Below are 25,193 nucleotides of genomic sequence, written 5' to 3' on the forward strand. Positions count from 1 at the left end.
AATTTAATGTTCAGCTTCTTCCGTCGCAAGAAAAAACAGGAAACTCCGGCTCCTGAGGAGGCTCAAGTTCAGGAAACCGCAGCAAAAGTAGAGTCTGAAGTTGCTCAAGTAGTTGAAAATATTAAAGAAGATGCCGAATCTTTAGCAGAAAGCGTCAAAGGGCATATTGAATCAGTTGTCGAATCGGCTGTTGAAACTGTCAGTGAAACCGTCGAGCAGGTTCGGGAAGCTTTGACCGAAACGCCGTCTGAAACAGTTGAAAAAGTGGAAGAACACGTTGAAGCGGCAAAAGAAACGGCCGTTGAAACCGTCAGCGAGGCTGTTGAACAGGTTCAAGAAGCCGTTGCCGAGATGCCGTCTGAAGCGGCTGAGGCTGTTGAGGAAGCAGCAGAACAGGCTGAGGCGGCAAAAGAGGCGGCCGTTGAAACCGTCAGCGAGACTGTTGAACAGGTTCAAGAAACCGTTGCCGAGATGCCGTCTGAAGTAGCTGAGGCTGCTGAAGAAGCAGCAGGACAGGCCGAAGCAGTAAAAGAAGAAGCTGTTGAAGCAGTTAGCGAAGCTGTCGAGCAAGTTCAAGAAACCGTTGCGGAAACACCGGTTGAAGCCCCTGCTCCGGTGGAAGAACCCAAGCTCAGTTGGGCTGCGCGTTTGAAACAAGGCTTGACCAAATCGCGTGACAAAATGGCGAAATCGCTGGCCGGCGTGTTCGGCGGCGGACAAATCGACGAGGATTTGTATGAAGAGCTGGAAACCGTGCTGATTACCAGCGATATGGGCATGGAAGCCACCGAATACTTGATGAAAGACGTGCGCGACCGTGTCAGCCTCAAAGGCCTCAAAGACGGCAACGAATTGCGCGGCGCGCTGAAAGATGCGCTGTACGACTTGATTAAGCCTCTGGAAAAACCTTTGGTCTTGCCGGAAACCAAGGAGCCTTTCGTGATTATGCTTGCCGGTATCAACGGCGCAGGCAAAACCACATCTATCGGCAAACTCGCCAAATACTTCCAAGCGCAGGGCAAATCTGTGCTGTTGGCGGCAGGCGATACTTTCCGTGCCGCCGCGCGTGAGCAGCTTCAAGCTTGGGGCGAACGCAACAATGTGACCGTCATCTCGCAAACCACAGGCGATTCCGCAGCCGTTTGCTTCGATGCTGTCCAAGCCGCCAAAGCGCGCGGCATCGATATCGTGCTGGCCGATACTGCCGGCCGTCTGCCGACGCAGCTTCATTTGATGGAAGAAATCAAAAAAGTGAAGCGCGTGTTGCAAAAAGCCATGCCTGATGCGCCACATGAAATCATCGTTGTGCTTGATGCCAACATCGGCCAAAACGCCGTCAACCAAGTGAAAGCCTTTGACGAAGCATTGGGTTTGACCGGTCTGATCGTCACCAAGCTCGACGGTACGGCCAAAGGCGGTATCCTTGCCGCCCTTGCCTCTGACCGCCCAGTTCCTGTTCGCTACATCGGCGTAGGCGAAGGCATCGACGATTTGCGTCCGTTTAATGCCAAAGCGTTTGTAGATGCCCTATTGGATTAAACAGACAGGCTGAGGCTTGTCAACGCAGTTTGCGGGGGATTTCTGAACCGTATTTTGAATGACTCTGCATTCGGTTGATACACAAGCCAAACAGGTTGTTAAAAAGGCCGTCTGAAACCTAAAATCAGGTTTCAGACGGCCTTTATTTTATTTTCAGGTTTAGTTTTTCCGCGCAGTAACAAACTCGGCCAGTTGGCGCAGGCGCAGGGCTTTGCTGCCGAATGGCTCGATTAGGGCAACAGCTTCTGCAATCAGCGTTTCTGCGTAAGTACGCGCGGTCTGCAGGCCCATTAGTTTGACGTAGGTCGGTTTGTCGTTGTCTGAGTCTTTGCCGGCGGTTTTGCCCAAGGTGGCGGTATCGGCTTCGCAGTCCAATACATCGTCGATCACTTGGAAAGCCAGGCCCAATTTGGCGGCGTAGCGGTCTAAGGTTTGGATTTGCGCCGGTGTTAAGTCCGGGCAGGAAAGTGCGCCTAAGGCCACGGCCGCGCGGATGAGCGCGCCGGTTTTGAGGCTGTGCATCTGTTCCAATTCGGCCTGATTCATGGCTTTGCCGACATTGGCAAGGTCGATGGCTTGTCCGCCCGCCATACCGAGGCTGCCGGATGCCTGGGCCAGCGTGGACAACATGGCAAGCTGACGTTCGGCAGGCAGGCCTGTCGGACGGCTCAATACATCAAAGGCTTGGGTTTGCAGCGCATCGCCGACCAAAAGGGCGGTGGCTTCATCGTATTGCACATGGCAGGTCGGTTTGCCGCGGCGCAGGCTGTCGTTGTCCATCGCCGGCATATCGTCGTGAACCAGCGAATAGACGTGCACCATTTCAATGGCCGCCATTGCCTGCTCGACGGCATTTTGGTTTGCTTCGCCCAATTCGGACGCGGCAAGCACCAAGAGCGGGCGCAGCCGTTTGCCGCCGCCGAGGGTAACGTAACGCATGGCTTCGTGCAGCGTGTGCGGCACTTGGCTTTCAGACGGCAAGAAATGCGCCAGCAGCAATTCGGTCTGCGCTTGGGCTTTTTGCTGCCATGTTTTGAGTTCATTCGCCGGGTTCAAGGTTCAACTCCTTCAGTTCGCCGGCATCCAAGACTTGCAGTTTCTGCTCGACTTCCGCCAATTTGGTTTGGCAGTATCTGACCAATTCGTTGCCTTCCTGATAGGCGGCCAAAGCGTCTTCCAGCGGCATTTCGCTGCTTTGCATGGCCTGGGTCAGGGTTTCGAGGCGGGATAAGGCTTCTTCAAAGGATTGGGGGGCGTTTTTTTTCATGGTTTGAAATGATGGGCAGAAAAGGGGAATTGTAGCATTTTTAGATGATGAAGGCCGTCTGAACGGGGATGAAAACGAAATCAAAGATTTCTGTTTTTGCGTTCAGACGGCCTTTTTTCAAACGGAATAATGTTATCAGCCCGGTAAAACGGCTTTTTGATAGTTGAGCGCGATAAACTGCTTCTCGGCATCCAATTCGGTGATTTTGAACAATGCCTGCGATTTGGGCAGCGCGTCAAACGGAATACCGGTCGCGCGCGTTACCAGCGGCAGGCCTTCAATGCGGACGAGGTCTTCTTTGAGGATGGTAGCCGTCAGCTCGCTCGTGCCTTGCTGTTGCAGGTACACGAGGCTCCAGTAGGCTTCCATTTGGCGTTGGAAGTCGGCGTAGGCTGTATAGGCGGCATCGAAGTCGCGCAGCGCGGCGAAAAGCTCGGCATCGCTGTTTTGATACAGCGGTTCGGCAGTGTCGTCGATCAGGCTGATCAGCTGCTTTTGGTTAATGTAGTCGGCGGCGCGGCGCAGCGGCGAGGTAAACCAGCCATAATGCTGCACACCCATGCCGATGTGCGGCTCGGATTTGGTGCTCATGCGCACTTTGCCTGCCGGTTGGACGCGGAAAAGGCCGGGCAGCTCGTTTTCGTCCAGCATTTGCGCCCAAGTGCTGTTGGCAAGAATCATCATCTCGCTGACCAGCGTATCGATGGGCGAACCGCGTTCGCGGCGGACGACGGATACGTTGCCTTCCTCACCCAATTCGATGCTGTAATCGTATTGCGGCGCGCGGTCGGGCTCGTATTTGCCGCGCGCTTTTTGCAGGGCGATGGCGAATTGATAGAACCAAATCAGGTCTTGATGGTGGGCGAACATCATTTCGCCTGCTTCGTCCAAGCCGGTTTCGGCGTTGAAATGTGGTTCGATGGCTTGAATGCGCAGGTTTTCGGCGATGTTGACCGCTTCGATTTTGCAGGTTGGCGCGCCGACGTTGAACTCGCTGTCCACATCGAAATAAATGCTGACGGCAGGGCGGTACGCGCCCGCATCAAGGCTGAACGCGGCAATCCAGTTTTCGGGCAGCATGGTGATTTTGCCGCCGGGGAAATAAACCGTGCTCAAGCGTTCCATGATGTTTTTTTCCATTTTGTCGCCCGGTTTAACGGCAAGCGACGGCGCGGCGATGTGGATGCCGATGCGCTTCATGCCATTGCCCAAGTCGGTCAGGCTCAAGGCATCGTCCACTTCGGTGGTTGATTCGTCGTCGATGGAAAAGGCGGTAACGTCGGACTTGGGCAAGTCGGGCATTTCAGGAAGCGGAAGGTCGGGGAAGCCTGTTCCTTTGGGGAAGTATTTGATTTCAAATCCGTCTTGCAGGTATTGGGGAATGGACGTAATACCGCCCGTTTTTTTCGCCAATTCGTAGGCGGAGGTTTTCAGCGCATCGGCGGCTTTGGTAAAGGCTTTGTAGGTCAGCGACTGCTTGTCGGGCGAGTGCAGGATGGTTTTCAAATCCGCCGCGATTTCAGACGGCATCTCGCCGCGTTTCAAGGCTTCCGCCCAAGCGTCGATTTGCGCGTCTTGCTGTTTTTTGCGTTCGATGGCGGCAAGCGCTTGTTTCAAAGTTTCTTCAGGCGCGGCTTTGAACACGCCTTTGGCTTTTTTGTAGAAATACATCGGCGCGGCGTACAGCGCAATCAAGGTCGCCGCCAGCTCGGTTTTGGTCGGCGCATGACCGTAATATTCTTCGGCGATGGCTTCGGCGGAAAATTCTGCTTCGCCGCACACTTCCCACAATAAATCGGTATCGATGTCCGCCGCCTGCGCCTGCGCGTTCTCCAAAAACGCCGCCATGTCGCCGTCGAACTCGGCAAAGACGTTGTTCGCCTTCACTTTGGTGCGCTTGCCGTGTTGGGTATCGACTTGGTAGGTGGCGTCGTTTTTTTGGACGATGGCGGCGACTTTGAATTGGCCGGACTCTTCGTAAAAGATATTCATTTTTTTAGGATTTTATGATTTGTAGGGAACGCGTGATTTTAGCAGATTTGCACAAGAAAGGCCGTCTGAAAAACATACTTTCAGACGGCCTGTTCAAACGGCAGATGATTAATACTGATATGCCGCCAGTTTGCGTTTGATTTCAGGCAGGGCGGCGCGTGCGGCCTGCTCACCCAATTGGATGGCGCGTTGTTTTTGGTCGAAACCGCCAACCGAACCCAGCTCCAAAACCTGCGGTTTGATGACCACATTGGCTTGGCCCAATTCTTGGCGCAAGGCGGTTTGGCTCATTACGTTGAAGGTTTGGTCAAGATAGGAGAACATGCCTTGGCTGACATTTTTGGCCGGACGGGCGGAAATATCGACGGCAATGATGAAGTTTGCGCCCAGTTTTTTCGCCGCGCTCACCGGTACGGGTTGCGACAGGCCGCCGTCCACATATTTGCGGCTGCAGATAACGACAGGTTGGAACACGTTCGGAATCGAAGCAGAAGCGCGGACGGCCTGTCCGGCATTGCCTACGTTGAACACCACCGGTTTGCCGCTTTCAAAATCGGTCGCAACCGCGGCAAATTTGATGGGGAACTGCTGCATCGGGCGGTTGCCGACTTTGCGGTTGATGTAGTTTTGCAGTTTTTCGCCTTTGATGAAGCCGCTGGTGGACAAAGTCAAATCCACCAAATCGGTTTTACCCAAAATTTCCGCTTCCAATTCGAGGCGGTCGGGCGACATTCCCGAAGCGTACATACTGCCGACAATCGAGCCTGCGGATGTGCCGGTAACGATTTTGATCGGAATATTGTTTTCTTTCAAAACCTTAATAATCCCGATATGGGCAAAGCCTTTTGATGCGCCGCCGCCCAAAGCCAGCGCAACCGTGGCTTTCGGTTTGGGTGCAGTATGCGAAACCGTATTTTGACCCTGCGTAGAAGGTTTGGATTGCGGCGTGTTGCCGCTCGGACAGGCAGCCAATACCAAGACGGACGAAGCGGCTAAAAACGTTTTGAATGTGGAAAAAAGTTTATTCATGTTCAGACAGCCTTTAATATGTCGAAAGGGTTATTTTACTCTGAAATTAAGTCGAAAGGCCGTCTGAAATTAGGATTCAGACGGCCTTTTAAATCCGGCTTAAGCCAATTCGAGCTGTTTTTCCAAGCTTTCGACCAGTTGGTCGTCCAAATTCAAAGCTTGGGACAAACGGCTCAGGAACACGATTTCCTTGCGCGACAAGTCCGCGCAGACCAATCGGGCCGCCAGATAAGTTTCGGCTGCCAAAGCCTCGTCATTGCCGACCGAAGCGGCAATTTGCTCGATGGAGGCCGGTTGCGCATATTCCGCCTGCAGCCATGCCGCCGTTTCCGCATCGCTGCCGCTTTCACGCTCAATGGCCGCGCGTTCCGCATCGTCAATCAGGCCGTCTGAAGCCGCCGCCGCAATCATCGTTTGCAAAATCACACGGCTGTGGTTTTCACCAATCAGGCCGGCAGGTTGGAACGCACTTTGCGGCAATTCGTCCTGCTGCTGGTTTTGTTTCCAGTTTTGATAGCCTTTATAAGCCAGAAAACCCAAAGCGGCGACCGAGCCGGCCTTGACCAGCTTCTTTGCGTTTTTCTTTTTCAACAGCATCGATGCCAAAGCACCCGTCAGCGCGCCGCCGCCGAAAGAATTGAGCGGGCTTTCCGCCACCGCTTTGCCGCCTTTTTGGGCCGCACCCAAAACCTGATTGAGCAACTGACTGAAATCCATAAAAAATCTCCTGAAAACCAATACATTGCAAATATAGAGTAGAAACACCCAAAAACCAAGCCAAAGAAAGTTAAAAGGTGCAAACAAGTTTTCAGACGGCCATAGCCGACTTTCGGTACAATCACACCATTCCAAACAATAAGCCCCATCATGACCGATACCGCCCAAATCATTACCAGCTATGGCCGCCGCTATATTGTCCGCACCCCTGACGGCCAAACATATGACGCCACCACCCGCAAAAAACGCGTCGATTTCGCCTGCGGCGACCAAGTCCGAATCAGCCCCATCAACGGCGAACAAGTCGTGATTGAAGACTACCTCCCGCGCGAAAGCCTGCTCTACCGCCAAGACGCGTGGAAAACCAAACTGATTGCCGCCAACGTTACCCAACTGCTTATCGTAACCGCAGCCAGCCCCTCACCCAGCGAAGCCCTGTTGCAACGCGCCCTCCTCGCAGCCGAAGCGGCCGGCATTAACGCCGTCATCGTCCTCAACAAAGCCGACCTACCTGAAACCGCCCAATGGCGCGAGAAACTCAAATTCTACGAAACCCTCGGCTATTCCGTGGTCGAAACCAACGCATTGGAAAACGCCGACATCCTGCGTCCCATTTTAGAAGGGCAAACCAACATCCTGCTCGGACAAAGCGGCATGGGCAAATCCACCCTGACCAACGCCCTACTCGGCAACCAAGCCGCCCGAACCGGCGACATTTCCACCGCGCTCGACTCCGGCAAACACACCACCACCCACGCCCAACTGTACGATTTAAACGCAGAAACCCGACTCATCGATTCCCCCGGCCTGCAAGAATTCGGCCTGCACCATCTCCAAGCTGCCGATTTATTACAATACTTCCCCGACCTGCGCCATCTCATCGGCCAGTGCCGTTTCCACAACTGCACCCACCGCGCCGAACCCGGCTGCGCCGTCAAAGCCGCTGCTGAATCAGGCGAAGCCAAACCCGAGCGCATTGAGTTTCTGCAACGCGTTACCGATGAATTGTTGAGATAAAGTTTGAGTGGAAATAAGCGTTTGGATAAATAAAAAGGCCGTCTGAAAGTTTCAGACGGCCTTTTGTTGAAGTATAACCAAATTTACCTTTCAACCGGTATCGGTACCTTAGCGGGAAAGAGACGGTGCTTTTCGTGGCGGATTGATCATGAGAAGCACGGCTTCTTCAATTTGTTTGTCCTCCCGATCATGGAGTTCTACCGGAAACTTCAGACGCAATACTGTCACAATAGCGCCAACCGATAAGCCTGCGGCATGAAGCAACTCTATTTCTTTAAGTACCGGAGCGGAAAGGTTTAACATGGTTTCTCCTTATGGTTTGGCTAAGGCTTAGCCCACTTTATCCCCGGGTTGCGCGCCTGCGTCAACGTCGAGGAGCTTCAGTTTGCCCTCTGCCGTGGCGGCGGAGAGGATCATGCCTTCGGATACGCCGAATTTTGCCATTTTGCGCGGGGCGAAGTTGGCGACGGCGATGACCATGCGGCCGTTCAATTCGGCGGGGTTGGGATAAGACGCGGCGATGCCAGAGAAGATGATGCGTTTTTCAAAACCGAAGTCGAGGTCGAATTTTAAGAGTTTGGTGCTGCCTTCGACGGCTTCGCAGTTCAATACTTTGGCGACGCGCATGTCGATTTTCATAAAGTCGTCAAAGCTCGCTTGTTCGGCGACTTTTTCGTATTTACTTTCTTCGGCAGCAGGCGCGGCTGCGGCGGCGATGCTTTGTTTGTTGGCTTCGATTAAATCGTCCACTTGTTTTTGCTCCACTCGTTGCATTAAATGTTCGTACTTGTTGATGGCGTGTTCGCCCAAGGTTTCGCGTGTATTTGCCCAAGTGATGGCTCCCAAATTCAGGAATTTGGCGGCATTTTCGGCCACTTTCGGCAATACGGGGGCGAGGTAGGCGGTCAACATGGTAAAGGCGTTGATGAGCTCGCTGCATACTTCGTGCAGGCGTTCCTCTTGGCCTTCTTGTTTCGCCAGTTCCCAAGGTTTGTTGGCATCAACGTATTCGTTGACAATGTCTGCCAAGGCCATAATGTCGCGCAGGGCTTTGGCGTATTCGCGGCTTTCGTAGCATTCGGCAATGGCTTTGCTTTGCGCAGTCAGTTTTGCCAGCAATTCGCTGTCGGCAACGTCTTTCAGACGGCCTTCAAAGCGTTTGGTGATGAAACCTGATGCGCGGGCGGCGATGTTGACGTATTTGCCGACGAGGTCGCTGTTGACGCGGCTGATAAAGTCTTGCAGGTTCAAATCGATGTCTTCGATTTTGCTGTTGAGTTTGGCGGCGATGTAGTAGCGCATCCACTCGGGGTTCAGGCCTTGTTCCAGATAGGATTTGGCGGTGATGAAGGTGCCGCGCGATTTGGACATTTTTTGTCCGTCCACGGTCAAAAAGCCGTGTGCGTACACGCCGGTTGGGGCGCGGTGACCGGAGAAATGCAGCATGGCGGGCCAGAACAAGGCGTGGAAATAGAGGATGTCTTTGCCGATGAAGTGGTACATCTCGGTTTGGCTGTCGGCTTTGAAGTATTCGTCAAAATCGACGCCGATGCGGTCGCACAGGTTTTTAAATGACGCCATGTAGCCGACGGGTGCGTCCAGCCAGACGTAGAAGTATTTGCCCGGCGCGTCGGGGATTTCGAAACCGAAATACGGCGCGTCGCGGGAAATGTCCCAGTCGGACAGGGTGGTTTCTTCGCCTTCGCCCAGCCATTCTTTCATTTTGTTGAGGGCTTCGGGTTGCAGATGGGGCTTGCCGTCGTGCGGGTTGTTGCCGGAAGTCCATGCTTTGAGGAAGTCGGCGCATTCGCCGAGTTTGAAGAAGAAGTGTTCGGATTCGCGCAATTCGGGTTTGGCACCGGAAACGGCGGAATACGGGTTGATCAGTTCGGTCGGGGAATAGGTCGTGCCGCAGACTTCGCAGTTGTCGCCGTATTGGTCTTGGGCGTGGCATTTCGGGCATTCGCCTTTGACGAAGCGGTCGGGCAGGAACATTTGTTTTTCAGGGTCGAAAAGCTGCTCGATGACGCGGCTCTCAATCTTGCCGTTGGCTTTCAGAGCGCGGTAAATGTCTTGGGAAAACTGTTTGTTTTCAGGGGAATGGGTGCTGTAATAATTGTCATAGCCGATGAAAAAACCGGTAAAGTCGGCGAGGTGCTCTTCGCGTACTTTGGCAATCATGTCTTCAGGCGCGATGCCTTGTTTTTGCGCGGCAAGCATCACGGGCGTGCCGTGGGTGTCGTCGGCGCAGCAGTAGTAGCATTCGTGGCCGCGCAGTTTTTGGAAGCGTACCCAAACGTCGGTTTGGATGTGTTCGACCATGTGGCCGAGGTGGATGCTGCCGTTGGCATAGGGCAGCGCGGAAGTGACAAGGATTTTGCGTGTCATGGTTTGTGCTTTTAAAAACAATGAATAAAGATGTCGGGAATTATACCGCAAAACAATACGCAAAGGCCGTCTGAAACCCGATTGCCGGTGTTTCAGACGGCCTTTTATTTATCGGCTGCGTATGGGATTAACCGCGTATGCGTTCGATTTTTGCGCCTACGCCGCCGAGTTTTTTCTCGATGTATTCATAGCCGCGGTCGAGGTGGTAGATGCGTTCGACGATGGTTTCGCCTTCTGCGACCAAGCCGGCCATGACGAGGCTGGCGGAGGCGCGCAGGTCGGTTGCCATTACGACGGCGCCGGAGAGTTTTTCCACGCCTTTGATGTAGGCGGTGTTGCCTTCGGTGGTGATGTCTGCGCCCATGCGGTTGAGTTCGGGAACATGCATGAAGCGGTTTTCAAAAATGGTTTCCACCACGCGGCTGCTGCCTTCGGCAATGGCATTCATGGCCATAAACTGCGCCTGCATGTCGGTTGGGAAGCCTGGGTGGACGACGGTGCGGATGTCCACGGCTTTCGGACGTTGTTGCATGTCGATGGAGATCCAGTTGTCGCCTGCTTCGATGATGGCGCCGGCTTCGGTCAGTTTGTTTAGCACGACTTCCATGGTTTTGGGGGAGGCATTGCGCAGGACGACTTTGCCGCCGGTCATGGCGACGGCGCAGAGGAAGGTACCGGCTTCAATGCGGTCGGGAACGACGCTGTGTTCGCAGCCGTGCAGCTCTTTTACGCCTTCGATGGTCATGGTTGCTGTGCCGATGCCGCTGATTTTCGCGCCCATTTTAACGAGGCATTCGGCCAAATCGACGACTTCGGGCTCGATGGCGCAGTTTTCGAGGATGGTGGTGCCTTCGGCAAGCGTGGCCGCCATCAGCAGGTTTTCAGTACCGCCTACGGTCACGACGTCCATGGTAACGCGCGTGCCTTTCAGACGGCCTTTGGCTTTGACGTAACCGTGTTCGATGGTGATTTCCGCACCCATGGTTTCTAGGCCTTTGAGGTGTTGGTCAACCGGGCGCGAACCGATGGCGCAGCCGCCGGGCAGGCTGACTTGGGCTTCACCGAAGCGGGCGAGGGTCGGGCCTAAAACCAAGATGGATGCGCGCATGGTTTTCACCAGCTCGTAAGGTGCGCAGGTGTTGTTGACGGTGCCGCCGTTGATTTCAAATTCGGAAATGTTGTCGGTCAAAACGCGTGCGCCCATGCCTTGCAGCAGTTTTTGGGTGGTTTTGACGTCGGCGAGCATGGGTACGTTTTTCAGGCGTAAAGTGCCGGAAGTCAGCAGACCGGCACACATCAGCGGCAGGGCGGCGTTTTTCGCGCCGGATACGGTGATTTCGCCGTTGAGGGGGCCGTTGGCAGAGATTTTGAGTTTGTCCACAGGATGTCTTTCGTTATTTGTCTGTACGGCTTATGCCGCACAAATGAAATGAGATGGATCACAAACCATCAATTATAAGGGATTATGCCCTTGCTGTTAGATTTGGCAGTATTAAATTTTCACAAGGTTTGTTTAAGTTGCGAAAGGATAAGATTTCAGGCCGTCTGAATGGTTCAGACGGCCTGTTTGCCAAGGCTTATTTTTTGGCTTTGAAGCCTAAGAGGTGTTGCGTGGTGGCCAGCCATGCGCCGAATACGCCCAGCGCGATGACGAAGCCGAATACCAGCGACACTTCGCTAAATGTGAAGAAACGCCAGCCGATGTTCAGGCCGTAGGGTTTGAAAATCGCGTCCACCAGCGGCCGTACTTCGGCCAGCAGCCAAGCTGACAAACCCAAGCTGACGGCGGCGGAGAAAATACTCTGCCACATTGCCTGATAAAGGAAAGGACGGCGGATGAAGGAAGCGGGTGCGCCCAAAAGCTTGGTGATTTCCAGCTCTTCCTTGCGGCTGAGGATTTGCAGGCGGATGGTGTTGTGTGCCACCAAGACAAAGGCCATGCCCAATGTCAGCGAGAGGAACCACAAAATCTTGCGGATAAATTCGTTAATACGATAAAGGGTTTGTACCCACTCGGTATCCATGGTTGCCGATTCGACGCGCGGCAGTTTGGTAATATCTTTATAGATAGCCTGCATCTGATCCGGAGAAGTGGCAGGGTCGGGCGTAACGATAAAGACATCGGGCAACGGGTTGCCATCGAGCATGGAAACGAGGTTTTGGTCGAGATTGGTCTGCAATTCTTCCAAACCTTCCTGCTTGCTGATAAAGCGGACTTTATCGATACGGCTGTCGCGTTGGAGCAGGTTTTTCACCGTATCGGCATCAGAACTTGCCGCATCGGTGTCCATATAAACCGTAATTTGCGGCGACTCGTTAAGTTTGCCCAACACACTTTGTCCGCTTTGGATGCCCAAATACATGAACAGCGGCAAGGTCATGGCAACGGCAAGCATGAGCAGGGTCAGTAGCGTGCCGATGGGTTGACGCAGAAGCTCTTTGAGCGCGGCGCGTGCCGATTCGACGTGTAACGAGATGTAGTGAATCATGCTCATGCGAGGCGTCCTTTCTGCAGGCGCAAGACGCGGTGGCCGTAATCCGCCATCAGCGTTTCATCGTGCGCCGCAACGATCACGGTCGTGCCTGCTTCATGGAAGGTTTTAAACAATTCCATAATATCCAACGCGTAGGCGCGGTCAAGGCTGGCGGACGGCTCATCGGCAATCAGCAGGCTGGGTTGGTGAACCACTGCGCGCGCGATGCACAAGCGCTGTTGTTCGCCGCCGGACAAAGTGATGGGCATATCGTTTTCGCGGCCTTTCAAGCCGACTTTTTCAATCGCAATACGCGCACGCTCTTCCGCTTTGCGCGGCTGGTAGCCGCCAATCCGCAAAGGCAGGATAACGTTTTGCAAGACATTGCGGTCGTAGAGGATTTTGTGGTCTTGGAAGACAATGCCGATATGTTGGCGCATAAAGCCGATCTGATTGTCGCTCAAGGTGCCGAGGTCTTGATTGTTGAACCAAACCTTGCCTTTGGTAGGCTTGGTAATGCCTGAAATCAGCTTCAAAATGGTGGATTTACCCGAACCCGAATGGCCGGCGATAAAAATCATCTCACCTTTGTTAATCTGAAAACTGACATTTTTCAGGGCTTCGAAACCGCCGGGATAGGTTTTGGAAACTTGTTCGAAACGGATCATGGGTTTTCCTGAAAATAGGGATTCAGACGGCCGGCGACATCGATAGGGCAACATGCCGTCTGAAAAAATGGGGATATTCACAGATTATAAATATTTCGGCTGCTTTTTGATAGTGAAACTCCGGTTCTGCCGGCGGAGACACTGCCGGTTTGCAACACAAAGCAATATGGTTTGAAAAAAGGCCGTCTGAACGATTGGGTTTCAGACGGCCTTTTGAGTTTATCGGCGTATTCCCCCAAAAGTAGGAATACAAACAAAGATAAGCAATGTTTCTAATTGAATCCTTATTCAAAATAGGCAACAATACCCAGAATAATTTCGTAATATTAAGTGGGAATAAATATGGATCATTCAGTTCATAACAAGCTGGTTTCTTTTATCTGGAGCATTGCAGACGATTGTTTGCGCGATGTCTATGTGCGCGGTAAATATCGTGATGTGATCTTGCCGATGTTTGTACTTCGCCGTTTGGATACCTTGCTTGAGCCAAGCAAAGAAGCGGTATTGGAAGAAGTTCGCTTTCAAAAAGAAGAATTGGCATTCACCGAATTGGATGACCTTCCCCTTAAAAAAATTACCGGCCATGTTTTTTATAACACCTCAAAATGGACCTTGAAATCCCTCTATCAAACCGCCAGCAATACGCCGCAGTATATGCTGGCCAATTTTGAAGAATATCTTGATGGTTTTAGTGCCAACGTGCAGGAAATTATCAACTGCTTCAAGCTGCGTGAACAAATCCGCCACATGTCCCATAAAAATGTTTTGCTGAGTGTGTTGGAAAAATTTGTCTCCCCTTACATCAATCTTACCCCTAAAGAGCAACAAGACCCGGATGGCAACAAATTGCCAGCCCTAACCAATCTGGGCATGGGATATGTATTTGAAGAACTGATCCGTAAATTTAACGAAGAAAACAATGAAGAAGCCGGCGAACACTTTACGCCACGCGAAGTAATTGAGCTGATGACGCATTTGGTCTTTGATCCGCTCAAAAACCAAATCCCGGCGATTATTACGATTTACGACCCTGCTTGCGGCAGCGGCGGTATGCTGACCGAATCACAAAATTTTATTGAACAAAAATATCCGCTGCCAGAATCGCAAGGCGAGCGTTCAATTTTCCTATTCGGTAAAGAAATCAACGACGAAACTTACGCCATCTGCAAATCCGACATGATGATTAAAGGCGACAACCCTGAAAACATCAAGGTCGGCTCCACCCTTGCTACCGACAGCTTCCAAGGCAATTACTTTGACTTCATGCTTTCCAATCCACCATACGGCAAAAGCTGGAGCAGCGACCAAGCTTATATTAAAGACGGCAACGATGTTATCGACAGCCGCTTTAAAGTCAGCTTGCCTGATTACTGGGGCAATGAAGAAACCCTCGATGCCACGCCACGCTCCAGCGATGGACAGCTGCTATTTCTCATGGAAATGGTCAGCAAAATGAAATCGCCGAATGACAACAAAATCGGCAGCCGAGTAGCCTCCGTACATAACGGCTCAAGCCTCTTTACCGGCGATGCAGGTTCGGGGGAGAGCAATATCCGTCGCCATATCATTGAAAATGATTTGCTGGAGGCCATCGTACAGCTGCCTAACAACCTGTTCTACAACACAGGTATTACCACCTATATTTGGTTGCTGTCCAACAACAAACCCGAAGCGCGCAAAGGCAAAGTACAGCTGATTGATGCCGGCCTCTTATTCCGTAAGTTGCGTAAAAACCTCGGCGACAAAAACTGCGAATTCGCGCCGGAGCATATTGCGGAGATTACTCAAAACTATCTTGATTTCAGCGCTAAAGCACGCGAAACCGACAGCCAAAATGAAGCGGTCGGCTTAGCTTCGCAGATTTTTGACAATCAAGATTTCGGCTATTACAAAGTCACCATCGAACGCCCAGACCGTCGTTCTGCACAATTTACCGTAGAAAATATTGCGTCTTTACGTTTTGACAAAGCCCTGTTTGAGCCCATGCAATATCTTTATCAGCAACATGGCGAACAGGTTTACAACGCCGAATTTTTAGCCAAAACCGAGCCAGAAATCAGCGCTTGGTGTGAGGCGCAAGGCATTGCCTTAAACAACAAAAACAAAGCCAAGCTGTTGGATGTCAAAACGTGGGAAAAAGCCGCCGCACTTTTTCAGACGGCCTCAACCTTACTCGAACATTTCGGCTCAACCCAATTTGACGATTTCAACCAATTTAAACAAGCCGTGGAAGGCCGTCTGAAAGCCGAAAAAATCGCCCTGTCTGCCACAGAGAAAAAAGCCATTTTCAATGCCGTAAGCTGGTACAACGAAAATGCCGCCAAAGTAATTGCCAAAACACTCAAGCTCAAACCAAACGAATTAGATGCCCTTTGCCAACGCTACCAATGCCAAGCCGACGAGCTGGCAGACTTTGGCTATTACGCCACCGGCAAAGCAGGCGAATATCTCCAATACGAAACAAGCAGCGACTTGCGCGACAGCGAGTCCATACCGCTCAAACAAAATATTCACGATTATTTTAAAGCCGAAGTGCAGCCGCACATCAGCGAAGCATGGCTGAATATGGAAAGCGTGAAAATCGGCTATGAAATCAGCTTCAATAAATACTTCTACCGCCATAAACCATTACGCAGCCTTGCAGAAGTTGCCCAAGATATTTTAGCGTTAGAAAAACAGGCTGACGGCTTGATTAGTGAAATTTTGGGCATATAAGCTGCATTGGGTATATTCAAGCGGTCAGATTTTAAGGATTTTTTGCAAATGAGACGATACGAGAGTTACAAAGATTCGGGCGTGGAATGGCTGGGGGAAGTGCCGAGCCATTGGAATTTAATTCCTAACAAATATATTTTTAAATTAAGAAAAAATGTAGTCGGAAAAAGATCAAATGAATATGATTTGCTGTCATTAAGTTTGAAGGGGGTTATCAAACGAGATATGGAAAATCCAGAAGGAAAATTCCCTGCTGAGTTTGATACTTATCAAGAAGTTAAAGAAGGCGATTTTATATTTTGTCTTTTTGATGTAGAGGAAACGCCTAGAACCGTAGGTTTATCTTCTTATCATGGAATGATTACTGGCGCATATACCATTTTTGAGACTAATAATGTAGATAAAAAATTTATCTATTATTTTTACTTAAATTTAGATAGTAATAAAAGACTTAAACCACTTTATAAAGGATTAAGAAATACAATTTCAAAGGAAACATTTTTTAGTTTTAATACTTTTATTCCACCTCTCTCCGAACAACAAAAAATCTCACAATTTCTAGACGACAAAACCGCTAAAATCGATCAGGCGGTGGATTTGGCGGAAAAGCAGATTGCCCTGTTGAAAGAGCACAAGCAGATTCTGATTCAAAATGCCGTAACCCAAGGCTTAAACCCTGATGTGCCGTTAAAAGATTCCGGTGTGGAGTGGATAGGGCAAGTGCCGGAGCATTGGGAAAGTTTTCGGTTTAAGAGAGTGGTTGAAAAAGTAAAAGATGGAACCCATGGAACACATTCTAGAACAGAACAAGGTTATCCTCTTTTAAGTGCTAAAAACATATTCAATAATGGAATTCAAATTACTGATAATGAGAGTTTAATTTCTGAATATGATTTTAAGCTAATTACATCAAATGGATTTCCAAGAAAAAATGATTTATTGGTTACTTGTGTAGGTTCGATTGGACGTTGTTGTATTTATCCGTTTGATGAACCAATAGCATTTCAAAGAAGTGTTGCATTTCTGCGTTTAAACAAAAAAGCTTTTCCTGGATTTTACAGATATTTTATTGAATCTAATTGTTATCAAGAACAATTAAAAACAAACACAAAATTATCAATCCAAGGAGGTGTTTATCTCGGAACCCTCATTGATCTATATGTATGTTTTCCACCTCTTTCAGAACAACAAACAATAACTATCTATCTAGATACACAAACAGCCAAAATTGATCAAGCAATCGCATTAAAAACAGCCCATATTGAAAAACTGAAAGAGTATAAAAGCGTATTGATTAACGATGTGGTAACCGGCAAGGTGCGGGTATAGGGTGTGAAAAGTGCGGTCAAAAAATCCGATGGATTTTGAATATTGGCGCGACAACTTGGGCGTAATGAATAAATTTTAAAACATTCACAAAAGGGTGAAAAATGGTTTCAGGAACTAAGGAAAAAGATTTAGAAATTGCCATCGAAAAAGCCTTAACCGGCACTTGGCGTGAAAACATGGGAAATAAGCTGGGCGAGCCGAAGGCGGAATACCTGCCACGCCATCATGGTTTTGAGTTGGCATTTTCACAGGATTTTGATGCGAAGTTTGCCATTGACACGCGTCTGTTTTGGCAATTCCTGCAAACCAGCCAAGAGGCAGAATTAGATCGTTTTCAACAGCTCAATCCAAACGACTGTCAACGTAAAATTTTGGAGCGATTAGACCGCCAAATAAAGAAAAACGGCGTGTTGCACCTGCTGAAAAAAGGCTTGGATATTGATAGCGCACATTTTGATTTGCTCTACCCCGTTCCGCTTGCCAGCAGCGGCGAAAAGGTCAAGCAGCGTTTTGAACAGAATCTGTTTAGCTGTATGCGCCAAGTGCCTTATTCTGCCTCAAGCAATGAAACGGTGGATATGGTGCTGTTTGTCAATGGCTTGCCGATTATTACCCTTGAGCTGAAAAACCATTGGACGGGTCAGACGGCCATTGATGCCCAAAAACAATACCGCAACCGTGATTTAAGCCAAACGCTGTTTCATTTCGGGCGTTGTTTGGCGCATTTTGCCTTAGATACGGAAGAAGCTTATATGACCACCAAATTGGCGGGGCCTGCGACGTTTTTCTTGCCGTTTAATTTGGGCAACAACTGCGGTAAGGGCAATCCGCCGAATCCAAACGGACACCGCACGGCGTATTTGTGGCAAGAGGTGTTCAGCAAAGCCAGTCTTGCCAACATTATTCAGCATTTTATGCGTTTAGATGGTTCAACCAAAGATCCGCTGGAGAAACGCTCGCTCTTTTTCCCCCGCTATCATCAATTAGAGGTGGTACGCCGTTTGATTGCTGATGTCAGTGAACAAGGCGTGGGCAAACGCTATTTGATTCAACACTCTGCCGGCTCGGGCAAATCTAATTCCATTACTTGGTTGGCGTATCAGTTGATTGAGGCTTATCCGCGCAATGAAAAGGCGGCAAACGGTAGAGAGGCAGACCGCCCGATTTTTGATTCGGTGATTGTCGTAACCGACCGTCGTTTGCTGGATAAGCAGCTGCGCGACAATATCAAAGATTTTTCAGAAGTGAAAAACATTGTTGCGCCGGCGTTGAGTTCGGCAGAATTGCGCCAATCGCTTGAGCAGGGCAAAAAAATCATTATTACCACGATTCAGAAATTCCCGTTTATTGTGGATGGCATTGCTGATTTGGGAGACAAACAATTTGCGGTGATTATTGATGAGGCGCACAGCTCACAATCCGGTTCGGCACACGACAATATGAACCGAGCCATCGGCAAAACGGAAGACCTTGATGCCGAAGATGTGCAAGATTTGATTTTACAAGCCATGCAATCCCGCAAAATGCGCGGCAATGCGTCGTATTTTGCTTTCACCGCCACACCGAAAAACAGCACTTTGGAAAAATTCGGCGAGAAACAGGCGGATGGTAAATTTAAGCCGTTCCACCTTTATTCCATGAAACAGGCGATTGAAGAAGGCTTTATTTTGGATGTGATCGCGAATTACACCACTTATAAAAGTTTTTATGAGATCACTAAATCGATTGAAGATAACCCGGAGTTTGACAGTAAAAAGGCACAAAGCCGTCTGAAAGCTTATGTAGAGCGCTCTCAACAAACGATTGATACTAAAGCGGAGGTGATGCTGGATCATTTTATCCAGCAAATCTTTAACCGTAAAAAACTCAAAGGCAAAGCCAAGGGAATGGTGGTAACGCAAAATATTGAAACCGCCATCCGCTATTTTCAGGCGTTAAACCGATTGCTGGCTGAGCGAGGTGATCCATTTAAAATTGTGATTGCGTTTTCGGGCAGTAAAGTGGTTGATGGCGTTGAATACACTGAAGCGGAAATGAATGGGTTTGCGGAAAGTGAAACCAAAGAGTATTTCGATCAAGATGAGTATCGTTTGTTGGTGGTGGCTAATAAATATCTGACCGGTTTTGACCAGCCGAAATTGTGTGCGATGTATGTGGATAAGAAACTCTCCGGCGTACTTTGTGTGCAAGCTTTATCTCGCTTAAATCGTAGTGCGAATAAGTTGGGTAAACGCACGGAAGATTTGTTTGTATTGGACTTTTTTAACAGCGTTGAAGATATTCAGCAAGCATTTGAGCCGTTTTATACTTCTACGTCGTTGTCTCAAGCAACCGATGTTAATGTCTTGCATGATTTGAAAGATCAGTTGGATGAAACCGGCGTGTATGAACAAGCGGAGGTCAATGATTTTACTGAAGGCTATTTTGCCAATAAAGACGCACAACAATTAAGCAGTATCATTGATGTGGCGGTTCAACGTTTCGATCATGAGTTGGCGCTTGAGCCAACCCAAAAAGTCGATTTTAAAATCAAGGCAAAACAGTTTTTAAAAATTTACGGGCAAATGGCCTCTATCATTAATTTTGAAAATATCGCTTGGGAAAAGCTCTATTGGTTCCTCAAATTCTTAGTGCCCAAATTAAAAGTACAAGATCCGATGGATGAATTTGATGAAATTTTAGATGCTGTGGATTTAAGCTCTTACGGCTTGGCGCGCACCAAACTGAATTACAGCATTAAATTAGATGATGAAGAAACAGAGCTTGACCCACAAAATCCAAATCCACGCGGCACGCATGGTGAAGATAAAGAAAAAGATCCGATTGATGAAATTATTCGTGTGTTTAATGAAAGATGGTTTCAAGATTGGAGCGCAACACCGGATGAACAACGGGTAAAATTTATCAATATTACTGAGCGCATTCGTAGCCATAAAGACTTTGAGCAGAAATATCAAAATAACCCGGATATTCATACTCGTGAATTAGCTTTCCAAGCCATTTTGCGCGATGTAATGAGCGAACGACATCGGGATGAACTAGAGCTATACAAACTTTTTGCGAAAGATGCCGCATTTAGAACTGCTTGGACGCAGAGTTTGCAACGAGCTTTGGCTAGGTAGAAATAAAGGCCGTCTGAACGGTTGGGTTTCAGACGGCCTCGGTATCAGCAGCGAAGGTTAAGCACCCTATCCGCTGTTTTATTTACATTTGGTTTTGGCCAAATTTACGGCGGCGGTCAGGCTTTTTTCGTTGACTTCGCCGGTGATGGTTTGTTTGTAGCCGCATTTCGGCGCTTCGACAACTGTGAAGGGCAATACGCCGACGTTGTTGCCGTGGGCTTTCATGAAGTTGCGGCTGTTGGCACCGGTGTAACGCCAAATCGGATAGCTGACCGGCGTTTGTTTCAGGAACTTGCCGATGTTGTCGGTTGTATCCAGCGCGATGCCGACCATATCGACGCTGCCTTTTTTCTGCGCTTTGTACCATGCGGACATGGCGGGCATTTCTTTACGGCAGGGGCCGCACCAGGTTGCCCAAAGGTTAACCACGCGCACGGGGGCTTTGAGCGACTCCAGGCTTTGCGGTTTGTTGTCCTGCCAACCTGCTGTTTCGTCGGCGGCAAAGGCCGGCGCAGCGGTAAAAACGGCAGCGGACAAGAGAAGGGCGGTTAAGGCTTTCATGGTTGTATCCTTGAGGTTGCCAATCGAAATTGTGTTTATTGTAAAACGGTTTGGTGGGTATGCCTACCGATTCGTATCAAGATATCAAGTAAAAAGTTTGAGTAAAAATCAGTTGCAGACGATAATAACTGCCATCATTGAATGATTTTGCAATAATACGGAGACTTTCATGCCGTCTGAATTCACACTTTATCACAACCCGCGTTGCAGCAAATCGCGTGCCGCGCTGGCTTTGCTCGAAGAAAAAGGCGTTGCTGCCGACGTGGTCAAATATCTGGATACTGCGCCTGATTTGGCGACTTTGCAGGATATGTTTGCCAAACTTGGCATCGAATCGGTGCGCGGCATGATGCGCACGAAAGATGACTTGTACAAAGAATTGGGTTTGGACAATCCCGATTTGGACAATGCCGCCCTGCTTCAGGCAATCGCCGAACACCCCGCCCTGCTCGAGCGTCCCGTTTTGGTAACGCCTACGCGCGCAGCCATCGGCCGTCCGTTGGAAAACATAGCCGCCCTACTCGGCTGACGGGGTTGGATAAGGCCGTCTGAAGATGATTTCTCTGCTTAAAAGCCGCACTGGCCTGCGATATTACCTGTTTCGCGGCCTTGCTTTGAGCGTTTTGCTGGTGTGCGGTATTTTTTTGAGCGGCACATGGCAGATTTACCGGACAGGTTTGCAAACCTTGCCGAAGGACGCTCATGCCGATGCGGCGGTGGTGTTGGGAGCGGCGGCGTGGGACAAACGCCCGTCGCCGGTATTCCGTGAGCGTATCAACCACGCCATCACGCTCTACCAAAGCCATCGGGTCGGCAAAATCATTTTCACCGGCGGTACGCCCAAAAAAGGATTTATGACCGAAGCCGAAGTGGGGCGCCGATACGCGCTCAAGCAGGGCATACCGGCGCACAATATCCTGTTTGAAAACACGTCGCGCAACACTTACGAAAACCTGCGTAATATCGTCCCCATCATGCATGCCAACGGAGTCGGCAGCATTATCGTTGTCAGCGACCCATATCATTTGGCGCGCGCCGAAGAAATGGCCGCCGATTTGGGCTTGTCGGACGCGCAGTTCTCCGCCACTCCGACCACGCGCTTTGACGAGCGCAGCAAGAAAGCCAAGTTCCTAATGCAGGAGAGCTATTCTTTGTTTCTCTACCGTATCGGCAAATGGAGCGATACCGTTTGGAATTGGATAGGTGGTTGAGCTTTCGGTAATCCATGTAAAAGGCCGTCTGAAGCCTTTTAAGTTTCAGACGGCCTAAATGTATTCTTACTTATTGATATTGATTTGCAGCTATACTGCCAAAAATGACTACGGCCAGCACCAGATAAATTGCCATTACGATGGCAAACAGAATCAAGGCAGCCTTGAAATAATTGGCTTTATTCGGATTGGTGTTTGAGCTGAATGCCCATACAAAAATCATAACTAGATTGACCATCGGAATCATCAAAATCAAGCTGGTTACCAACCAACCATTCGCTGATGCTGACGACCGGAGCCTGAGGCCGGTCGATTTGGTTTTATCCGTTCATACGTACCCAGTAATTTTGTTGAAAGAACAGTAATTATACTCATTAAATCTTTATCGGCATAACATGTTCAGGCCGTCTGAATCTTCAGACGGCCTGAACCTATGATTTTTGCAGCCGCTATTTCAATCGGATGTAAAACGTACCGTCTGGCACGACGGGCAGGTATTTGCGGTAGAAGTCCAGATAGGTCTTGTTTGGGTCTATGTCGGCAAACTGTTGCGGATACAGGGTTTTGGCGATAAATTGCGCGCTGGCCAAATCGGTGAGCGAGCGGGAGGCGGTGTGGTAGATGCCGTAAACGCGTTTGTTTTTGACGGCAGGAATGTCTGCCCAGCCTTTGCGGTTGACAAATCCGGCCAGGCGGCGTTGCGCATCGGCCTGGCTGATGCCTATGCCCATCGCCATAATGCCAGGCTTGTCTTTATGGCCGTTTTCCGTCCCCGAAATGACGATGACGTCGGGTTTGGCCGTCAGGAATTTTTCAGGGTTTATCGGTCCCCAGTTTTTAACGTAAGGCGCGGCGATATTGTTGCCGCCTGCTGTGTCGGCAATCGCGCCCCACATATCTTTGCCGAAGGTGTAGCTGTATTCGGACGGGCCTTTGTCGCCGAACTCGATATAGATTTTCGGTTTGGACTGCTTGGCACGCGCGACGCGTTTTTGGATGTCGGCAATGCCTCGGGCGTATTCGGCGGCAATTTTTTGGGCGCGCGCCTGCGTACCGTTGAGTTCGCCGAAAATTTCCGCACTGCGCGTGTGCCGCGCGACGGTTTCGGCGTTGAAATCGACCACGACGACGGGTATGCCTGCCGCTTTAATGCGCGGCAGGTGGGTGGCGATGGCCTTATATTGCCAGTCGGCCAGAATCAATACGTCCGGCTTGAGCGCGAGCGTTTTCTCCAGTGAAAACGTGCCGGTGTTGATGTTGCCGATGTCCGCAATGTTTTGCAGCGTAGGCAGCTTCTGTTTGAACATTGCCCAGCTGCCGGGATTGAATTTCTCCCAAAACTCACGCGAAATGCCGATGACGTTTTTAAATTTGTCCGCGCCCGTTACCGCGATATAGTCGGGATAGTAAAACGCCAAAACCGCGCGTTTGACAGGGACATCGACTTTGACTTCGCGTCCTAATACGTCTTTGATAGTTTTGATTTCGGCTTGGGCAAAAAGGGGCAGGAGGGCAAGGGCGGTAAATAAAGCGCGTTTGTTCATGAGCGGATACTTTCAAAGAAATAATTATCATTTGTCTTTTTTTCGGGAGAAAAGTTCCCAGACGGTCCTTCTGCGCCGACATTATTTTCAGACGGCCTTACATTGTTTAAACCTTGCCGAAAAAGTAAAATAACTGTTTTAAAAGATTTTGGAGCCATCATGACCGTCAAAACCCGTTTCGCCCCCAGCCCAACCGGCTACCTGCACATCGGCGGCGTACGCACTGCCCTGTTCTCATGGGCGTTTGCCCGCCATCATAAAGGCGAGTTCCTATTGCGTATCGAAGACACCGACTTGGCGCGCTCTACTGCCGAATCCGTCAACATCATCCTCGACGGCATGAAATGGGTCGGCCTGGACTACGACAACGCCGACAACGTCGTTTACCAAACCCGCCGTTTCGACCGCTACAAAGAAGTCATCGCCGAACTTTTAGAAAAAGGCCATGCCTACTACTGCTATTGCAGCAAAGAAGAGCTGGAAGCCATGCGCGAGAAAGCCGAAAAAGAAGGCACGGCGACTTATGACCGCCGCTGGCGCCCCGAAGCAGGCAAAACCCTGCCCGAAATCCCTGCCGACGTGCAACCCGTCGTCCGCTTCAAAACGCCTTTGGACGGCGTGACCAAATGGACGGACTTGGTCAAAGGCGAAATCTCCATTCCCAACGAAGCACTCGACGACCTGATTATCGCCCGCGCCGACGGTACGCCGACCTACAACTTCTGCGTCGTGGTGGACGACTACGACATGGGCGTTACCCACGTTATCCGCGGCGACGACCATGTGAACAACACCCCGAAACAAATCAACATTTTAAAAGCCATCGGCGCGAACCTGCCCGAATACGGCCACCTGCCCATGATTCTCAACGAACAAGGCAAAAAAATCTCCAAACGCAGCGGCGATACCGTCGCCATCACCGATTTCGGCGCGATGGGCATCCTGCCCGAAGCCATGCTCAACTATTTGGCGCGCTTGGGCTGGGCGCATGGCGACGACGAATTCTTCACGATGGAACAATTCATCGAATGGTTTGATTTGAAAGACGTTTCCCCGTCTCCAAGCCGTATGGACTTGAAAAAACTCTACTGGATCAACGGCGAACACATCAAAATCACGCCTAACGACAAACTCGCTGGAATGGTGAAACCGCGCCTCGCCCTGCGCGATATCCACGAAACCAGCAAGCCCGCTTTGGAGGACGTGTTGGCATTGGTCAAAGACCGCGCCCAAGACCTGAACACGCTTGCCGACGAGTGCCTCTACTTCTACGTCAAACAAACGCCTGCCGAAGCGGATGTGCAGAAACACTGGGACGACGAGGCCGCCGCCCGTATGCTGCGCTTCGCCGAACGCCTCGAAGGGCTGGAAGACTGGAACGCCGAAGCCATCCACGACCTGTTCAAACCCTTCTGCGACGAAGAAGGCATCAAAATGGGCAAACTCGGCATGCCCCTGCGCCTCGCCGTCTGCGGCACAGCGAAAACCCCAAGCGTCGATGCCGTATTGGCTTTAATCGGCAAAGAAGAAGTGTTGAAACGGATCCGTTCGTAAGGCATGAATGATAAAAGGCCGTCTGAAAGTTTTTCAGACGGCCTTTTTTGGTTTGAACAGGATTTA

General features: G+C 50.2%; 21 protein-coding genes. 8 read left to right on the plus strand and 13 right to left on the minus strand.

The genetic code is table 11. From position 1 onward, the window contains the following. Positions 1–6 precede the first annotated feature (6 nt). On the plus strand, positions 7–1,539 hold the full coding sequence (gene ftsY / locus HMPREF2596_RS00640) for a signal recognition particle-docking protein FtsY (protein ID WP_070848895.1): 1,533 nt from the start codon (positions 7–9) through the stop codon (positions 1,537–1,539). A 159-nt stretch (positions 1,540–1,698) separates the two neighbouring features. Here ftsY and HMPREF2596_RS00645 read toward each other — a convergent pair whose 3' ends face one another. The 5 genes from HMPREF2596_RS00645 to HMPREF2596_RS00665 all read right to left on the minus strand — a co-directional run bounded on the left by HMPREF2596_RS00645 (position 1,699) and on the right by HMPREF2596_RS00665 (position 6,544). Continuing rightward, complete coding sequence (locus HMPREF2596_RS00645; RefSeq protein WP_070848897.1) at positions 1,699–2,595, minus strand: polyprenyl synthetase family protein; 897 nt, start codon at positions 2,593–2,595, stop codon at positions 1,699–1,701. Next, a complete protein-coding gene (locus HMPREF2596_RS00650; protein WP_003681131.1) occupies positions 2,579–2,806 on the minus strand; it encodes an exodeoxyribonuclease VII small subunit in 228 nt (75 codons plus the stop codon). Before HMPREF2596_RS00650 ends, HMPREF2596_RS00645 begins: the two co-directional genes overlap by 17 nt. A 135-nt stretch (positions 2,807–2,941) precedes the next feature. Continuing rightward, positions 2,942–4,798, minus strand: coding sequence for a ribonuclease catalytic domain-containing protein (locus HMPREF2596_RS00655; RefSeq protein ID WP_070848899.1), 1,857 nt, complete (start codon positions 4,796–4,798; stop codon positions 2,942–2,944). Positions 4,799–4,906: 108 nt separating this feature from the next. Next, positions 4,907–5,827, minus strand: coding sequence for a patatin-like phospholipase family protein (locus HMPREF2596_RS00660; protein WP_070848901.1), 921 nt, complete (start codon positions 5,825–5,827; stop codon positions 4,907–4,909). A 99-nt stretch (positions 5,828–5,926) separates the two neighbouring features. Then, the gene (locus HMPREF2596_RS00665) at positions 5,927–6,544 is read right to left on the minus strand and encodes a tellurite resistance TerB family protein (RefSeq protein WP_070848903.1); all 618 of its coding nucleotides are present in this window, start codon (positions 6,542–6,544) and stop codon (positions 5,927–5,929) included. A 150-nt stretch (positions 6,545–6,694) separates the two neighbouring features. On the opposite strand from HMPREF2596_RS00665, the gene rsgA reads away from it, so the two are divergent. Beyond that, positions 6,695–7,561 carry a ribosome small subunit-dependent GTPase A gene (gene rsgA, locus HMPREF2596_RS00670; protein WP_070848905.1) on the plus strand — a complete coding sequence of 289 codons (867 nt, stop codon included), beginning with the start codon at positions 6,695–6,697 and terminating at the stop codon, positions 7,559–7,561. A gap of 108 nt (positions 7,562–7,669) precedes the next feature. Here rsgA and HMPREF2596_RS00675 read toward each other — a convergent pair whose 3' ends face one another. From HMPREF2596_RS00675 to ftsE, 5 genes are all read right to left on the minus strand, one after another. Then, complete coding sequence (locus HMPREF2596_RS00675; protein ID WP_070606506.1) at positions 7,670–7,864, minus strand: virulence regulator; 195 nt, start codon at positions 7,862–7,864, stop codon at positions 7,670–7,672. 27 nt (positions 7,865–7,891) lie between these two features. Beyond that, complete coding sequence (gene metG / locus HMPREF2596_RS00680; protein WP_070848907.1) at positions 7,892–9,949, minus strand: methionine--tRNA ligase; 2,058 nt, start codon at positions 9,947–9,949, stop codon at positions 7,892–7,894. A 127-nt stretch (positions 9,950–10,076) separates the two neighbouring features. Then, positions 10,077–11,330: a UDP-N-acetylglucosamine 1-carboxyvinyltransferase gene (murA, locus tag HMPREF2596_RS00685; protein WP_070848909.1), complete on the minus strand. Its 1,254-nt coding sequence runs from the start codon at positions 11,328–11,330 to the stop codon at positions 10,077–10,079. Positions 11,331–11,526: 196 nt separating this feature from the next. After that, positions 11,527–12,444, minus strand: coding sequence for a permease-like cell division protein FtsX (gene ftsX / locus HMPREF2596_RS00690; RefSeq protein WP_003747810.1), 918 nt, complete (start codon positions 12,442–12,444; stop codon positions 11,527–11,529). Further along, on the minus strand, positions 12,441–13,091 hold the full coding sequence (gene ftsE, locus HMPREF2596_RS00695) for a cell division ATP-binding protein FtsE (RefSeq protein ID WP_004519169.1): 651 nt from the start codon (positions 13,089–13,091) through the stop codon (positions 12,441–12,443). The genes ftsX and ftsE overlap by 4 nt, the downstream gene beginning before the upstream one ends. A 342-nt stretch (positions 13,092–13,433) precedes the next feature. Between ftsE and HMPREF2596_RS00700 the strand changes: the two genes are divergently transcribed. The 3 genes from HMPREF2596_RS00700 to HMPREF2596_RS00710 all read left to right on the plus strand — a co-directional run bounded on the left by HMPREF2596_RS00700 (position 13,434) and on the right by HMPREF2596_RS00710 (position 20,257). Further along, complete coding sequence (locus tag HMPREF2596_RS00700) at positions 13,434–15,806, plus strand: type I restriction-modification system subunit M (protein ID WP_070848911.1); 2,373 nt, start codon at positions 13,434–13,436, stop codon at positions 15,804–15,806. Positions 15,807–15,854: 48 nt separating this feature from the next. Then, the gene (locus HMPREF2596_RS00705) at positions 15,855–17,135 is read left to right on the plus strand and encodes a restriction endonuclease subunit S (RefSeq protein WP_070848913.1); all 1,281 of its coding nucleotides are present in this window, start codon (positions 15,855–15,857) and stop codon (positions 17,133–17,135) included. 101 nt (positions 17,136–17,236) lie between these two features. Then, a complete protein-coding gene (locus tag HMPREF2596_RS00710) occupies positions 17,237–20,257 on the plus strand; it encodes a type I restriction endonuclease subunit R (RefSeq protein ID WP_070848915.1) in 3,021 nt (1,006 codons plus the stop codon). 78 nt (positions 20,258–20,335) lie between these two features. Here HMPREF2596_RS00710 and HMPREF2596_RS00715 read toward each other — a convergent pair whose 3' ends face one another. After that, on the minus strand, positions 20,336–20,818 hold the full coding sequence (locus HMPREF2596_RS00715) for a TlpA disulfide reductase family protein (RefSeq protein ID WP_003747814.1): 483 nt from the start codon (positions 20,816–20,818) through the stop codon (positions 20,336–20,338). 169 nt (positions 20,819–20,987) lie between these two features. On the opposite strand from HMPREF2596_RS00715, the gene arsC reads away from it, so the two are divergent. Further along, positions 20,988–21,347 (plus strand): arsenate reductase (glutaredoxin), encoded by a 360-nt coding sequence (gene arsC / locus HMPREF2596_RS00720; RefSeq protein ID WP_004519164.1) that lies wholly within the window; start codon positions 20,988–20,990, stop codon positions 21,345–21,347. A 25-nt stretch (positions 21,348–21,372) separates the two neighbouring features. Continuing rightward, positions 21,373–22,029: a YdcF family protein gene (locus HMPREF2596_RS00725; RefSeq protein ID WP_070848917.1), complete on the plus strand. Its 657-nt coding sequence runs from the start codon at positions 21,373–21,375 to the stop codon at positions 22,027–22,029. 70 nt (positions 22,030–22,099) lie between these two features. Here the strand turns inward: HMPREF2596_RS00725 and HMPREF2596_RS00730 are convergent, their stop codons facing one another. Together HMPREF2596_RS00730 and HMPREF2596_RS00735 are read right to left on the minus strand one after the other, a co-directional pair. Then, positions 22,100–22,276, minus strand: coding sequence for a hypothetical protein (locus tag HMPREF2596_RS00730; RefSeq protein ID WP_283140390.1), 177 nt, complete (start codon positions 22,274–22,276; stop codon positions 22,100–22,102). Between the two features lie 202 nt (positions 22,277–22,478). Then, positions 22,479–23,573 (minus strand): ABC transporter substrate-binding protein, encoded by a 1,095-nt coding sequence (locus HMPREF2596_RS00735; protein WP_070848921.1) that lies wholly within the window; start codon positions 23,571–23,573, stop codon positions 22,479–22,481. 159 nt (positions 23,574–23,732) lie between these two features. Here HMPREF2596_RS00735 and gltX point away from each other — a divergent pair, with 159 nt between their 5' ends. Next, positions 23,733–25,127, plus strand: a complete 1,395-nt coding sequence (gltX, locus tag HMPREF2596_RS00740; protein WP_070848923.1) for a glutamate--tRNA ligase — start codon at positions 23,733–23,735, stop codon at positions 25,125–25,127. The last annotated feature ends 66 nt before the right edge of the window (positions 25,128–25,193 follow it).

It is taken from the genome of Neisseria sp. HMSC078C12, from assembly GCF_001838065.1.
In the GTDB taxonomy this organism is placed as follows: domain Bacteria; phylum Pseudomonadota; class Gammaproteobacteria; order Burkholderiales; family Neisseriaceae; genus Neisseria.

Bases quoted from the DNA above. Each gene is read 5' to 3' on its own strand.
- ftsY (WP_070848895.1), top strand. From the start codon at position 7: ATGTTCAGCTTCTTCCGTCGCAAGAAAAAACAGGAAACTCCGGCTCCT.
- HMPREF2596_RS00650 (WP_003681131.1), bottom strand. From the start codon at position 2,806: ATGAAAAAAAACGCCCCCCAATCCTTTGAAGAAGCCTTATCCCGCCTC.
- HMPREF2596_RS00655 (WP_070848899.1), bottom strand. From the start codon at position 4,798: ATGAATATCTTTTACGAAGAGTCCGGCCAATTCAAAGTCGCCGCCATC.
- HMPREF2596_RS00660 (WP_070848901.1), bottom strand. From the start codon at position 5,827: ATGAATAAACTTTTTTCCACATTCAAAACGTTTTTAGCCGCTTCGTCC.
- HMPREF2596_RS00665 (WP_070848903.1), bottom strand. From the start codon at position 6,544: ATGGATTTCAGTCAGTTGCTCAATCAGGTTTTGGGTGCGGCCCAAAAA.
- rsgA (WP_070848905.1), top strand. From the start codon at position 6,695: ATGACCGATACCGCCCAAATCATTACCAGCTATGGCCGCCGCTATATT.
- HMPREF2596_RS00675 (WP_070606506.1), bottom strand. From the start codon at position 7,864: ATGTTAAACCTTTCCGCTCCGGTACTTAAAGAAATAGAGTTGCTTCAT.
- metG (WP_070848907.1), bottom strand. From the start codon at position 9,949: ATGACACGCAAAATCCTTGTCACTTCCGCGCTGCCCTATGCCAACGGC.
- ftsX (WP_003747810.1), bottom strand. From the start codon at position 12,444: ATGAGCATGATTCACTACATCTCGTTACACGTCGAATCGGCACGCGCC.
- ftsE (WP_004519169.1), bottom strand. From the start codon at position 13,091: ATGATCCGTTTCGAACAAGTTTCCAAAACCTATCCCGGCGGTTTCGAA.
- HMPREF2596_RS00700 (WP_070848911.1), top strand. From the start codon at position 13,434: ATGGATCATTCAGTTCATAACAAGCTGGTTTCTTTTATCTGGAGCATT.
- HMPREF2596_RS00705 (WP_070848913.1), top strand. From the start codon at position 15,855: ATGAGACGATACGAGAGTTACAAAGATTCGGGCGTGGAATGGCTGGGG.
- HMPREF2596_RS00710 (WP_070848915.1), top strand. From the start codon at position 17,237: ATGGTTTCAGGAACTAAGGAAAAAGATTTAGAAATTGCCATCGAAAAA.
- HMPREF2596_RS00715 (WP_003747814.1), bottom strand. From the start codon at position 20,818: ATGAAAGCCTTAACCGCCCTTCTCTTGTCCGCTGCCGTTTTTACCGCT.
- arsC (WP_004519164.1), top strand. From the start codon at position 20,988: ATGCCGTCTGAATTCACACTTTATCACAACCCGCGTTGCAGCAAATCG.
- HMPREF2596_RS00725 (WP_070848917.1), top strand. From the start codon at position 21,373: ATGATTTCTCTGCTTAAAAGCCGCACTGGCCTGCGATATTACCTGTTT.
- HMPREF2596_RS00730 (WP_283140390.1), bottom strand. From the start codon at position 22,276: ATGATTCCGATGGTCAATCTAGTTATGATTTTTGTATGGGCATTCAGC.
- HMPREF2596_RS00735 (WP_070848921.1), bottom strand. From the start codon at position 23,573: ATGAACAAACGCGCTTTATTTACCGCCCTTGCCCTCCTGCCCCTTTTT.
- gltX (WP_070848923.1), top strand. From the start codon at position 23,733: ATGACCGTCAAAACCCGTTTCGCCCCCAGCCCAACCGGCTACCTGCAC.